Source organism: Parvimonas micra, from assembly GCF_021300775.1.
In the GTDB taxonomy this organism is placed as follows: domain Bacteria; phylum Bacillota; class Clostridia; order Tissierellales; family Peptoniphilaceae; genus Parvimonas.
Window position 1 is genome coordinate 223,445 of record NZ_JAJTJP010000001.1, and the last position, 12,964, is coordinate 236,408.

A 12,964-nucleotide genomic window follows, 5' to 3' on the forward strand; every position below is an offset into this window, starting at 1 on the left:
ATTTATGTTTAACTAATATACGGGGGAATTATGAAAATATTTAAAAGAATTTTAATTTCATCTTTAGCACTTGTTTTAAGTGCAGGACTTCTAGTGGGCTGTGGCTCTAAAAAAGAAGCTAATAAAACTGCTGATGGAAAAACTTCAATTGAAAAATTAACAATTGGTTTTGTACCTTCAAGAGAACCATCAGAAATAGTTACTGCTACTGAACCTTTAAAACAATTATTAAAGGAACAATTAGCAAAAGAAGGATTTGACGTTAAAAATGTAGAAATTACAGTTGGAACAAGCTTTGAAGCTGTAGGTGAAGGACTTAATGCTGGAACATTAGATGTTGGATTTATACCAGCTGGAACTTATGTACTATATAGAGATGGAGCAGAAGTTCTATTAACAGCAACTAGAAAAGGACTTTCTGTAAATGATGATTCTGCTAAAGTTTGGAATGATCAAAAACCTACAAAGAAAACAGAAGATCAGGTTACTTCATATAGAGCTTTAATAATTGCTGGACCATCAGAAAAAGGTCAAGCAATTGCTAAAAAAGTAAATGCAGGAGAAAAATTAACATGGGATGATGTTAAAGACTTAAAATGGAGTGTAATGAATCCAACTTCACCTGCTGGATATATTTATCCAACTTTATGGTTAAATGAAAATTTTGGAAAAACAATAAAAGATTTAGGTAATAATGCAATTTTAAGTGATTCATATGGTTCTGCTTTTGCAAGACTTGCTTCAGGACAAGTAGATATACTTTGCACATATGCTGATGCTAGACTTGATCAAGAAAAGAAATGGAATGAAAATTATGGTAGAACAGCATCAATTTGGGAAGAAACAAATTTAATAGGTGTTACAACTCCTATTTATAATGATACTGTTAGTGTTTCTAAGAAATCTAAAAATATAACACCTGAATTCAAAAAAGCTTTAGAAAAAGCATTGATTGAAATTGCTAAAACTCCAGAAGGAAAGAAAGTTATAGCGGTTTATAGTCATGAAGGTTATCAACCTGCAAAAGATGCTGATTATGATAATGAAGCTAAAGCTCAAGAAATAGTAAAAAAATTGAAATAGTGTTTAAATAATTAAATTGTGTGAGAAATAGGGAGAGAGAAATCTCTCCTTTTTTAAACATATTAAATGGAGAAAAAAATGATAGAATTTAAAAATGTTAGTAAAGTATATCCAAATGGTACTAAAGGATTAATTGATGTTGATTTAAAAATTGAACAAGGAGAATTTGTTGCTATAATAGGACTTTCAGGTTCAGGAAAATCAACATTAATAAGATGTGTCAATAAGATGCATGAAATTACATCGGGAGAGTTAATTGTAAATGACGTTGACGTTAAGAAATTAAGTGGTTCTGAAATTAGAAAATTTAGAAGAAAAATAGGTATGATTTTTCAATCTTTTAACTTAGTTACAAGAGCTACAGTTATTAAAAATGTTTTAACAGCATTTGTTCCTGATTTAACAGGTTTTAGAAAATTCTTTGGAATATTTCCAAAGGAATGTAAGATAAAATCATTAGAAGCTCTTGATAAAGTAGATATGCTAGAGAAAGCATATGTAAGAGTTGACCAACTTTCTGGTGGACAACAACAAAGAGTTGCATTAGCTAGAGCATTAGGACAAAGTCCTCAAATTATATTGGCTGATGAACCTGTTGCAGCACTTGATCCTGTTACATCAAATCAAGTTATGGAAGACTTTAGAAAAATTAATAAAGAAAATAAAATTACGATTTTAATTAATATTCATGATGTTGATTTAGCTTTAAAATATTGTGAAAGAGTAGTTGGAATAAACAAAGGTAGAATTGTTTATGATGGAAAATCAAGTGATATTACAAAGGAAATTTTAGACAAAATTTACCAAAAAGATTTATTTGTAACTGGAGAATAATATGAAAAATATATTTGATACTATATTTCCAAAAGAAAAAATAACTTTAGATAATGGTAAAGTAGTTTTTAGACCGAGATCAAAAACTCCTTTAATCACAATAATCGTAATTGTATTGATGTATATATCAATAAAAGTAACAGATTTTAATTTTGAAGTTTTTAGCAATTTTGGAAACTTTTTTAATATTTTAAAAGGAATGATTCCACCGGATTTTAGTTATACTAAAGAGGTTTTGACTCCTCTTTTTGATACTATTAAAATGTCATTGATGGGTTCTTTTTTAGGGGCATTGGTTTCTTTGCCAATTGCAATTTTAGCTTCTAACAATATAACAAAAAATAAATTTGTAAATGGATTTTTTAAATTGTTTTTAAGTATTTTAAGAACATTACCATCTCTTGTTTGTGCTTTAATTGCAACTTATATATGGGGACTTGGAACTTTTGCAGGAACTGTTGCAATATTCATTTTCTCATTATCTTATGTTGGAAAATTATTATACGAACAAATTGAAACTGTTGATATGGGAGCATTTGAATGTATGGAGTCAATGGGTTTTACTAAATTCTATGCTTTTAGATATGCAATATTACCAGTTGTACTGCCATCATATATATCAACTTCGTTATTTAACTTTGAAGGAAATGTAAGATATGCTGCAATACTAGGTTATGTTGGTGCCGGTGGTATTGGTATGATATTAAATGAAAAATTAGGATGGAGAGAATACTCCAAAGTTGGTACTATTGTATTTTTATTACTTTTAACTGTGTTTGTAATAGAAATTATAAGTGAACATTTTAGAGAAAGGTTGGAGTAATGGAAATGAATAATACAAGAGTAGAAGAAAAATTAAAAAAAGAGCCAAAATCATACACATATATTATTGCAGTTGTAGTGATTGTTTTAGGACTATTAGTATGGTCAGCAATGTCAATAAAAAAAGGTGAAGATGTTAAAGACTCAATGACTATTGCTAAAAATATTATAGGCGGAATATTACATCCAGATTTAGAATTTCTTTTTAGACTAGACAATAAAGGTGTTATATACTTATTGTTTGAAACAATGTGTATTGCATTTTTAGGAACAATAATCGGGGCAATTATATCAATTCCTTTTGCATTTATTTCTGCAAAGAAAATTGTTTCAAAATATGTAGCTGTTATTGGAAGGTTCTTTACAATGTGTGTTAGAACTGTTCCTGCTTTCATCTATGGACTTATGTTTATAGGTGTTACTGGTCCTGGTGCTTTGGCAGGGGTATTTACTATGTCAGTTGTTTCAATTGGAATGGTAACTAAGTTATATATAGATGTTATTGAGGACTTGGATTTTGGTATAATAGAATCTCTATCAGCAATTGGATGTACTAAAATTGAACAAATTAGATATGGTATTTTACCACAAATATATTCAAAGCTAATTTCAATTGTTATTTATAGATTTGATATGAATTTAAGAGATGCTTCAGTTCTTGGGCTTGTAGGCGCTGGCGGTATTGGTGCACCATTAATATTTGCAATGAACAATTATCGTTGGAATGAAGTCGGATCAATTTTAGTTGGAATAATAGTTTTAGTTCTAATAATAGAAGTATTTTCAAATAATGTAAGAAGAAAATTGGCGAGGGGATATTAATGGCTTTTAAAATTTTATCAACAACTGATGTTCACGGAAATTTATTAGCTTATAATTTCGTGAATTCATCTGTTGCAAACAAAGGACTTTCTAGATTTTCAACTTTTTTAAAAGAAGAAAGATTAAAAGGAAAAGTAATTTATGTTGATAATGGAGATATAAACCAAGGAACACCATTGGTAACCTATGCTAATGCAAATTTAAAAGAGAATTTAGTTGCAAAAGCACTTAATTATCTTAATTGTGATTTTATAAATATTGGAAATCATGATTTTAACTATGGAAATGAATTTTTATATAATTATGTTAAAGAAAACAATGCAAAATGTATTACAAATAATGTAAAGTATAAAAATGAAAAACTAGGTAATACAAATATTGTTGAAATTGACAATAAAAAAATTGCACTAATTGGAGTTGTAACTGATTATATTGAACATTGGGAAAATCCTAATAATCTTCAAAATCTTGAAATTTTAAATGTTTTTGAGACAGTTAAAAATTCAGTTGAAAATGTTAGGAATAAAGTTGATTATGTTATTGTATTCTATCATGGTGGTTTTGAGAGAGACTTGGAAAGTGGGGAACCAACTGAAAACTTAACAGGTGAAAATGTCGGATACGAAATTTGTGATAAAATTTCTGGAATAGATGTTTTGGTAACTGGACATCAACATAGAACTTTAACAGGAAAAATAAAAGATACACTTGTAATACAATGTGGTGATGGATGCTCAACTTGTATGGAGATTGTATTTGATGAGAATATATCAGTTAATCTAAAAGATATTTCAAATTTTGAAATTGATTTAGATATGGAAGAAAAGTTTAAAAAAGCTTTAAATGAAACTGAAAAATGGTTAGATATTGAAATTGGTAGTTGTAATAAAGAAATGTATATTTCAAATACTAAAGCTGCTCAATTAGAAAAGCATTCAATTACAAGTTTTATAAATAAAATTCAAAAGGAAACAATGGATGCTGATATTTCTGCTTGTTGTCTTTTCGAAGTAATGCCTGGTTTTGGTAAAAAATTAAGATATAGAGATATTATTTTAAATTACCCTTTTCCAAATACTCTAGTTTTAAAAGAGATGAGTGGACAAAATATTTTAGATTATCTAACACAACTTTCAACATATTGGATTGTTAAAGATGATGAGATTGATATAAATCCGAAATTCTTATATCCAAAAAGAGAGATGTATAATTATGATTTACTTGATGGGATAGAATATACAATGAATATTTCAAAGAGTGGAAAAAATTTTATATCCGATGTAAAAGTTGAAGGGGAAGATATAAATTTAGAAAAGAAATATAAACTTGTATTAAATAATTATAGGGCAACTGGAGGAGGTAATTTTTCACTTTTTCCACAATTAAAGACTCTTAAAGAAGATACAAGAGATATAGCTGAAGTTTTAATTGATTATGTAAAAGAAAATAATTATGTTGAAATTGAGGATAAAAATAATATAAAATTAAAAATCGTTGAATAGACAAAAGACTATTACATCTTGTAATAGTCTTTTTTATTTATTTCATTTATTTAATTTCTAGATATACAGGACAATGATCACTACCTAAAATGCTTTGATGAATTTGAGCATCAACAAGTCTATCATCCATATCTTTTGAAGTTAAGAAATAATCAATTCTCCAACCTGTATTTTTTTCTCTTGATTTTCCGAAATAACTCCACCAACTATATTCATTTTCTTTATCAGGATAGAAGAATCTAAAAGTATCAGTAAATCCACTATCTAAAAGAATTGACATTTTTTCTCTTTCTTGATCAGTAAATCCAGCATTTTTTCTATTTGTCTTAGGATTTTTTAGGTCTATTTCTTTATGAGCAACATTTAAGTCACCACAAACTATTACTGATTTTGTTTTATTTAATTCAAGTAAGTAATTTCTAAATGCATCTTCCCAAACCATTCTATAATCAAGTCTTAAAAGTTCTTGTTTTGAATTTGGAGTATAGCAAGTTACTAGAAAGAAATCGTCATATTCTAAAGTTATAAGTCTTCCTTCATTATCATGTTCTTCTATTCCCATACCATATTTTACACTCAAAGGTTTATGTTTAGTAAAAATTGCAGTTCCACTATATCCCTTTCTTTGAGCATAATTATAGTAAGTTTCATATCCTTCAAGTTCAAGGTCAAGTTGACCTTCACTCATTTTAATTTCCTGTAAACAGAAAAAATCTGCATCAATATCATTAAAATAATCTAAAAATCCTTTTTTAATGCAGGCTCTAAGTCCGTTTACATTCCAAGAAACAAATCTCATTTAATCACCTCATTACTAATATTTAATTATACTAATTAATTATACCATAAATTTATAAATACAAACAAATAATTTAAAATCTATTTTAATGTACTGTTGAAAAAAAATACCTTTTGCTGTAAAATATAATGTAATATATATTTAGGAGGACTTTATGATAGATTATAGAAAAGTTTATGAAGAATGGTTAAATAATGACTTTTTTGATGAAAATACAAAAAAAGATTTAGTTTCTATAAAAGATGATGAAGAAGAAATTAAAGATAGATTTTATAAAGTTTTAGAATTTGGAACTGCTGGACTTCGTGGAAAGCTAGGCGCTGGAACAAATAGAATGAATAAATATATGGTTTCAAAAGCGGCTCAGGCTCTAGCAAATACAATAATTGATCATGGCAAAGAAGCTATTGAAAGAGGTGTAGCATTAAGTTATGATGTAAGATATGGTTCTAAAGAATTTGCTGAACTTACATGCTCTATAATGGCTGGAAATGGAATTAAATCATATATCTATAAAGGAATAAGACCTACTCCAATGTGTTCCTATGCTATAAGAAAATTAAATTGTATTGCTGGAGTAATGGTTACTGCAAGTCATAATCCTCAAGCATATAATGGATATAAAGCATATTGGAAAGAAGGCTCTCAAATTCTTGATGATATAGCAAATCAAATTTCTGATCATATGGAAAAAATTGAAAAATTTGAAGAAGTTAAACAAATTCCATTTGAGGAAGCATTAAAAAGTGGAATTACAAAATATATTGATGATTCAGTAGATGAAGATTATAAAAATGAAGTTTTAAATTTAACTATAAATGATAATAATATAGACAAAGATATTAAGGTTGTATACACTCCATTAAATGGTGTTGGGAATCTACCTGTAAGAGAAGTCTTAAAGAGAAGAGGATTTAAAAATATATTTGTTGTTAAAGAACAAGAACTACCAGATCCTGAATTTACAACTGTTGGATATCCAAATCCAGAAGTACCTAAAGCTTTTCTATATTCTGAAAAATTAGGTAAAGAAGTTGACGCTGATATTTTAATTGCAACTGATCCAGATTGTGACAGAGTTGCTCTAGAAGTAAAAGATAAAAATGGGGAGTATGTATTTTTAAATGGTAATAGAATAGGAGCACTATTATCATATTATATTTTCTCACAAAGATATGCTCTTAATAATTTACCTGAAAATCCAGTGTTAGTTAAGTCAATTGTAACAGGAGATTTATCTAAGACTATTGCCAAAAAATATGGAATTGAAACAGTTGAAACTTTAACAGGTTTTAAAAATATCTGTGGAAAGACAAATGAATATGATGTTACAAAAGAAAAAAATTATGTTTTTGGATATGAAGAAAGCATAGGTTTCTGCTATGGAACATTTGTAAGAGATAAAGACGCTGTTGGAGCTTCTATGATGGTTGTAGAAATGGCTGCATATTATAAAAAACAAGGAAAGAGTTTATTAGATGTTTTAAATGATATTTACGAAGAATTCGGATATTATAATGAAAGACAAGTTTCTCTAGAACTTGAGGGAATAGAAGGACAACAAAGAATTGGAAGAATGATGGAAGACTTTAGGGATAATCCTATTAAAGAAATAGGAGAAATTTCTTTAGAAAAAATAATAGATTTTAAAGATGGATATTTAGATTTTCCAAAACAAAATTGTCTTAAATATTATTTAAACGATGGATCTTGGTATGCTCTAAGACCATCAGGAACAGAACCAAAAATTAAATTATATATTTATACAATAGGTAAAACTGAAAAAGAAAGCATAGATAAATTAGATTTAATAGAAAAAGTATGTAGAGAAAAAATGAATAGTGTTAAATAAAGAAAAAAGGTATGATAACTCATACCTTTTTCGTTATTTAAATTTAAATATAGTATTTGGTAAATTCTATAATTAATTATACTGTTCTAAGATATTTGCCAATCCTTTTTTATGCCAAGAAGCTGCAATAGTAATTTTATTTACTCTACATTTTAACTCAAAATTTTCTCCGCTAATAACTAATTGATATGAGAGAAAATTCTTTTTAAAAATTATACTTTTAATTCTATTATTAGTAATTAAAAAGCTAGATTTAGATTCGATTTTTCCTGTTAAATTATTCAAAAGCATAACAGCAATGCCGTCTTCTCCAAAATGTAAAGCAATATATTTTGTTGTAAATATACCACCAGTTCCAAAAAATAAATCTATTTTACTAGGCATAATAACTCCAACTATTGATTTATTATTAGAAAAATTCCAGCCTTTTTTCGTAAGAAATTCTTCTATATTCTTTTCTTTTAACATTATATATTGCTCCTTTGTTTAAGTTTTTTGTAATAAAAAAACTAACAAAAGTTAGTTTTTAATATGGTGCCGGCAGTGGGACTCGAACCCACACACCCTTGCGGATAACAGATTTTGAGTCTGTCTCGTCTGCCAGTTCCGACACGCCGGCGTATTCAATTACTGGAATAGTATAACATAAAAGTAGAAAGATTTCAATAATTATATTTTAAATTTTTGTATAAAATTTTTATAAATATTATACCGAAATATTCAATAGACTTTACTATTTAATAAAAATTTTGTATAATAGTAAAAATTATAATTTAATAGGGTAAAAATTTTTGTAAAATTATAGGAGGTAATAATATGTCAAAATTAACAGTATTTGACCATCCAGTTATTTCACATAAGCTAGGATATTTAAGAGACAAAAACACTGGTGGAAAAGATTTTAGAGCTTTGATAAATGAAATTTCAATGCTTATGGCTTACGAAGTTACAAGAGATTTAAAAACTGATGAAGTAGAAATTGAAACACCATTACAAAAGACAAAGGTTAAAAGATTATCTGGTAAAAAGTTAGGAGTTGTTCCTATCTTAAGAGCTGGACTTGGAATGGTTGAGGGGATATTAAACATTCTTCCCGCTGCTAAAGTTGGACATATCGGATTATATCGTGATCCTGAAACATTACAACCAGTTGAATATTATTGTAAATTACCTGTTGATGCTGAAGAAAGAGACTTTTTAGTTCTTGACCCAATGCTTGCAACTGGAGGTTCAGCGTCTGATGCGATTAAACTTTTAAAACAAAAAGGATGTAAAAATATAAAATTAGTTTGTATAATTGCCGCACCTGAGGGTGTTGAGGCAGTTCAAAAAAATCATCCAGATGTAGATATTTTTGTAGCTGCTCTTGATGAAAGATTAAATGAACATAGCTATATTATTCCAGGACTAGGAGATGCAGGAGATAGATTATTTGGAACTAAATAATTAATAGATTTAAAAAGTTGGACTTTTCTCCAACTTTTTTTATTCTATTATTAATATACTTTATATATTTTAATATTTGTGATATAATTATCAAAGAAGAAAATTAGAGGTGATAGAAATGTTTAAAAATAAGAGAATTTTATTAGTAGCGTTACTATTTGGAATCTTTACTTTTACCGCATGTTCAAAAAAGGAAATTAGTGAAGTATTAGAAAATGCTAAAAATGTTAATAATACCGTGAATTCATATTATTTAGTAAATGGAATTAGCAATGAAAGTACAGGAAAGTTAAAAACTCAGTTGATGAAAGCTCAGATATTTGTAGACCCTATCAGTAAAAATGTATCTAAAGGGATTGCTGAAATTGATTATAATGGACCTTCGAATGAAGCTGAAAATAGCTATATAGCTAAAATGGTAGGAGATCAAAATAGAACTCTTATTTTAACTAAAATGGTTGATGGTGTAGAAGATACTTCTGAAAAAACTAATGTTACTTATAGTATAAATCCTGATTATTTTAAATTATTAAAAGGAATTTATGCTTTTAATCAAAATGATTTTGAATTAGAAGAAAAAGATGATGAATACCGCATAAAATTTAAAGATGGTGCTAATTCATCTGATTTATATAAGTTATTAGAGACAGAATATAAATTAAAACTTGATAAAGTTACTCCAAATGAAGTTAAATTTTCTTTTGAAGCTGTTTTTATAAAGGATTCATATTATTTAAAAAGAATTCATTGGACAGCAGATTATTCTGGAACTAAAGGTCTTGTAAAAATAGAAAGTACAACATCTTATTCAGATTGGAATTCAGTAAATTTAGAAAAATAATTATTAAAATGTTACTCATTTATGAGTAACATTTTTTTGTTCAATAATTATTTTGTATATCTAAAAAAATAAAATGGGTATAATTTAATCAGGTGATAAATATGAACAATAAAAATGTATTATTTATTGGACATGGCTCACCAATGAACGCAATAGAAATCAATGAATTTAGTGAAAGTTGGAAATTTTTAAGTCAAAAAATAAAAAAACCAAAGATTATTCTTGCGATTTCTGCTCATTGGTATACTGATGGACAATTTGTAAGAACTGCAGAAATTAATGAACAAATTTATGATATGTATGGTTTTCCAAGAGAACTATATGAAATTAAATACGAACCAAAAAATGATGTTGATTTTGCAAAAAGAATAATATCTGAACTTGATGTTAAAGAGGATAATTCATGGGGAATAGATCATGGAATTTGGAGTTTATTATGCAAAACTTATCCTCATTCAGATATACCTGTTGTAATGTTAAGTGTTGATAAAAATAAAAGTCCAAGAGAACAATATGAGTTTGGAAAAGAATTAAAAAAATTATTGAATGATGATATAGTAGTTGTTGCAAGTGGAAATATAGTCCATAATTTACAGTTAATAGATTATAATAAACAAGATGGATTTAACTGGGCCAATAAATTCGATAATTTTATTAAAGAAAATATTATTAATAAAAATATTGAAGCAATAGTTAATTTTAATAATAGCATTTTTGATTACAGACATTCTGTCCCGACTCCTGAGCATTTCTATCCTTTACTCATTGCGTTAGGTTGTGCAGAAGAATATAAGCAAGTAGAAATATTTAATGAAGGATGTTTCCTAGGATCTATTTCAATGACAAGTTATATTTTTGAAAGCTAAATAGTGTAATATTCCAATAAAATGTATCTTAAATTTAGCAAAATGTATTGAATTATATGATATTTTATGTTATAATTTTTAGGTATGTAAATAGAAAATAATATATTTTTATATAGGCATTAGGAGGAATATGTATGAATACTAAATTAGTATCAAGAGATGAAAAGAAAGTTGTTTTCACATCAGAAATAAGTCCAGAAGCATTTGAAGCTTCAATTAATAAAGTTTATAACAAAATGAGATCAAGATTTAACATTCCAGGATTTAGAAAAGGAAAAGCTCCAAGAAAAATTATCGAATTAAACTATGGAGAAGGAATTTTCTTTGAAGATGCTGTTAATGAATTATTACCAGATTTATTTGAAGAAGCTGTTAAAGAATTAGAATTAAACAAAGACATCTGTGGAATGCCAAAGATTGACATTGAAGAATTTGATAAAAATAAATCTATTGTAATCAAATTTGAACAAGAATTAAAACCGGTTCCAGAACTAGGTGACTATAAAAATCTAGTTGCTGATGATGTGAAATTTGAAGTAACTGATGAAATGGTTGAAGATAGAATTAATAAAGAACGTGAAAATAACGCAAGAATAGTTTCAGTAGAAGATAGACCAGTTAAAGATATGGATACTGTAAATATTGATTTTGAAGGAAGCGTTGAAGGTGTTCCTTTTGATGGCGGTAAATCAGAAAATTATGATTTAGTAGTTGGATCACATACATTCATTCCAGGATTTGAAGAACAATTACTTGGAAAAAATATTGGAGATAATGTTGATGTTAATGTTATTTTCCCTGAAGAATACCACTCAGAAGAATTAAAAGGAAAAGAAGCGCTTTTCAAAGTTAAAATAAATTCAATTAAAGAAAAACAACTTCCAGAATTAGATGACGAATTCGCAAAAGATGTTTCAGAATTTGACACATTGGAAGAATACAGAGCTGATATTAAGAAAAATTTAACTGAAGCAGCAGAAAGAAATGCATTAGTTCAAAAACAAAATAATGCGATTGATGCTCTTATAGAAAGTTCAAATGTAGAAGCTCCAGAATCTATGATAAATGAAGAAGTTGATAAAGCTTTTAGAGATTTTGCAGGTAGAATTAGACAATACAATATGGATTTAGATAATTATTTCAAAATGTTAAATACTACAGAAGAAGCAGTTAGAGAACAATTAAGACCAGAAGCTACTAAAAGAGCTAATGCTGAACTTGTTATTGACGCTTTTGCAAAATTAGAAAATATTGAAGTATCTGAAGAAGAAATTGATAAAGAAATTGATGAATTCGGAAAGAATATGAAAGTAAAAGATTTTGAAGGATTCAAGAAGGAATTAAAATCAGGAGAAGGTCTAGAAGGTATTACTGCAAGTTTAATTAGAAGAAAAGCGGTTGATCGTTTGGTAAGTCTTGTTAAATTCCAAGAACCTAAAAAAGAAACTGTTGAAGAATAATTAGTTAAAATATAGCTTGCGTTTTGTTAAGCTATATTTTTTATTAGGAGGTAGTTATGGCACTTATACCTATGGTAGTTGAACAAACTAATAGAGGAGAAAGGTCTTATGATATTTATTCAAGACTTTTAAAAGAAAGAATTATATTTTTAAGTGGAGAAGTGAATGATCAAATGGCAGATTTGATTGTTGCACAACTTTTATTTTTAGAATCAGAAGATCCTAAAAAAGATATTCAAATATATATAAATAGTCCAGGTGGTTCTGTTAGCGCGGGACTTGCAATATATGATACAATTCAATACATTAAACCTGATGTAAGTACAATTTGTATCGGACGCGCTGCAAGTATGGGGGCATTTTTATTAACGTCTGGAGCAAAGGGAAAAAGATTCGCTTTACCAAATGCTGATATTATGATTCACCAACCATTAGGAGGAGCTCAAGGACAAGCTGAAGATATTAAAATTCAAGCTGAAAAGATACTTCAAGTAAGAGCAACTTTAAATGAGATATTAGCAAAAAGAACAGGACAACCACTTAAAAAGATTGAAAAAGATACAGATAGAGATTTCTATATGACTGCTTATGAAGCAAAAGAATATGGAATTATTGATGAAGTAATTGAAAGTTAAGG

The 12,964-nt window shown here is 27.7% G+C and carries 13 protein-coding genes and 1 tRNA gene; 11 read left to right on the forward strand and 3 right to left on the reverse strand.

The window, feature by feature from the left end; translation table 11 throughout:
• The first annotated feature begins 30 nt into the window (after positions 1-30).
• The 5 genes from LW893_RS01165 to LW893_RS01185 all read left to right on the forward strand — a co-directional run bounded on the left by LW893_RS01165 (position 31) and on the right by LW893_RS01185 (position 5,063).
• Complete coding sequence (locus LW893_RS01165) at positions 31-1,083, forward strand: phosphate/phosphite/phosphonate ABC transporter substrate-binding protein (protein ID WP_233055409.1); 1,053 nt, start codon at positions 31-33, stop codon at positions 1,081-1,083.
• A 78-nt stretch (positions 1,084-1,161) separates the two neighbouring features.
• Positions 1,162-1,917, forward strand: a complete 756-nt coding sequence (gene phnC / locus LW893_RS01170; protein ID WP_233055410.1) for a phosphonate ABC transporter ATP-binding protein — start codon at positions 1,162-1,164, stop codon at positions 1,915-1,917.
• A gap of 1 nt (position 1,918) precedes the next feature.
• Positions 1,919-2,740, forward strand: coding sequence for a phosphonate ABC transporter, permease protein PhnE (phnE, locus tag LW893_RS01175; RefSeq protein WP_233055411.1), 822 nt, complete (start codon positions 1,919-1,921; stop codon positions 2,738-2,740).
• 5 nt (positions 2,741-2,745) lie between these two features.
• On the forward strand, positions 2,746-3,561 hold the full coding sequence (gene phnE / locus LW893_RS01180; protein ID WP_233055412.1) for a phosphonate ABC transporter, permease protein PhnE: 816 nt from the start codon (positions 2,746-2,748) through the stop codon (positions 3,559-3,561).
• Positions 3,561-5,063: a bifunctional metallophosphatase/5'-nucleotidase gene (locus tag LW893_RS01185; RefSeq protein WP_233055413.1), complete on the forward strand. Its 1,503-nt coding sequence runs from the start codon at positions 3,561-3,563 to the stop codon at positions 5,061-5,063. Before phnE (LW893_RS01180) ends, LW893_RS01185 begins: the two co-directional genes overlap by 1 nt.
• 46 nt (positions 5,064-5,109) lie before the next feature.
• Here the strand turns inward: LW893_RS01185 and LW893_RS01190 are convergent, their stop codons facing one another.
• Positions 5,110-5,862, reverse strand: coding sequence for an exodeoxyribonuclease III (locus LW893_RS01190; RefSeq protein ID WP_233055414.1), 753 nt, complete (start codon positions 5,860-5,862; stop codon positions 5,110-5,112).
• Between the two features lie 157 nt (positions 5,863-6,019).
• On the opposite strand from LW893_RS01190, the gene LW893_RS01195 reads away from it, so the two are divergent.
• Positions 6,020-7,714 (forward strand): phospho-sugar mutase, encoded by a 1,695-nt coding sequence (locus LW893_RS01195; protein WP_233055795.1) that lies wholly within the window; start codon positions 6,020-6,022, stop codon positions 7,712-7,714.
• A 72-nt stretch (positions 7,715-7,786) separates the two neighbouring features.
• Here the strand turns inward: LW893_RS01195 and LW893_RS01200 are convergent, their stop codons facing one another.
• Positions 7,787-8,182, reverse strand: a complete 396-nt coding sequence (locus LW893_RS01200; RefSeq protein ID WP_233055415.1) for a hypothetical protein — start codon at positions 8,180-8,182, stop codon at positions 7,787-7,789.
• Between the two features lie 64 nt (positions 8,183-8,246).
• Positions 8,247-8,333: transfer RNA gene (locus LW893_RS01205), tRNA-Leu, on the reverse strand.
• 197 nt (positions 8,334-8,530) lie between these two features.
• Between LW893_RS01205 and upp the strand changes: the two genes are divergently transcribed.
• The 5 genes from upp to clpP all read left to right on the forward strand — a co-directional run bounded on the left by upp (position 8,531) and on the right by clpP (position 12,962).
• Entirely contained in the window at positions 8,531-9,160 is a 630-nt protein-coding gene (gene upp / locus LW893_RS01210; RefSeq protein WP_233055416.1) for a uracil phosphoribosyltransferase, read from the forward strand.
• A 118-nt stretch (positions 9,161-9,278) separates the two neighbouring features.
• Positions 9,279-10,001 (forward strand): hypothetical protein, encoded by a 723-nt coding sequence (locus LW893_RS01215; RefSeq protein ID WP_233055417.1) that lies wholly within the window; start codon positions 9,279-9,281, stop codon positions 9,999-10,001.
• A gap of 101 nt (positions 10,002-10,102) precedes the next feature.
• Positions 10,103-10,867, forward strand: a complete 765-nt coding sequence (locus tag LW893_RS01220; RefSeq protein WP_233055418.1) for a DODA-type extradiol aromatic ring-opening family dioxygenase — start codon at positions 10,103-10,105, stop codon at positions 10,865-10,867.
• Positions 10,868-11,001: 134 nt separating this feature from the next.
• A complete protein-coding gene (tig, locus tag LW893_RS01225) occupies positions 11,002-12,327 on the forward strand; it encodes a trigger factor (RefSeq protein ID WP_233055419.1) in 1,326 nt (441 codons plus the stop codon).
• A 56-nt stretch (positions 12,328-12,383) separates the two neighbouring features.
• Entirely contained in the window at positions 12,384-12,962 is a 579-nt protein-coding gene (clpP, locus tag LW893_RS01230; protein ID WP_233055420.1) for an ATP-dependent Clp endopeptidase proteolytic subunit ClpP, read from the forward strand.
• Positions 12,963-12,964: the final 2 nt, after the last annotated feature.

Bases quoted from the DNA above. Each gene is read 5' to 3' on its own strand.
- LW893_RS01165 (WP_233055409.1), top strand. From the start codon at position 31: ATGAAAATATTTAAAAGAATTTTAATTTCATCTTTAGCACTTGTTTTA.
- phnC (WP_233055410.1), top strand. From the start codon at position 1,162: ATGATAGAATTTAAAAATGTTAGTAAAGTATATCCAAATGGTACTAAA.
- phnE (WP_233055411.1), top strand. From the start codon at position 1,919: ATGAAAAATATATTTGATACTATATTTCCAAAAGAAAAAATAACTTTA.
- phnE (WP_233055412.1), top strand. From the start codon at position 2,746: ATGAATAATACAAGAGTAGAAGAAAAATTAAAAAAAGAGCCAAAATCA.
- LW893_RS01185 (WP_233055413.1), top strand. From the start codon at position 3,561: ATGGCTTTTAAAATTTTATCAACAACTGATGTTCACGGAAATTTATTA.
- LW893_RS01190 (WP_233055414.1), bottom strand. From the start codon at position 5,862: ATGAGATTTGTTTCTTGGAATGTAAACGGACTTAGAGCCTGCATTAAA.
- LW893_RS01200 (WP_233055415.1), bottom strand. From the start codon at position 8,182: ATGTTAAAAGAAAAGAATATAGAAGAATTTCTTACGAAAAAAGGCTGG.
- upp (WP_233055416.1), top strand. From the start codon at position 8,531: ATGTCAAAATTAACAGTATTTGACCATCCAGTTATTTCACATAAGCTA.
- LW893_RS01215 (WP_233055417.1), top strand. From the start codon at position 9,279: ATGTTTAAAAATAAGAGAATTTTATTAGTAGCGTTACTATTTGGAATC.
- LW893_RS01220 (WP_233055418.1), top strand. From the start codon at position 10,103: ATGAACAATAAAAATGTATTATTTATTGGACATGGCTCACCAATGAAC.
- tig (WP_233055419.1), top strand. From the start codon at position 11,002: ATGAATACTAAATTAGTATCAAGAGATGAAAAGAAAGTTGTTTTCACA.
- clpP (WP_233055420.1), top strand. From the start codon at position 12,384: ATGGCACTTATACCTATGGTAGTTGAACAAACTAATAGAGGAGAAAGG.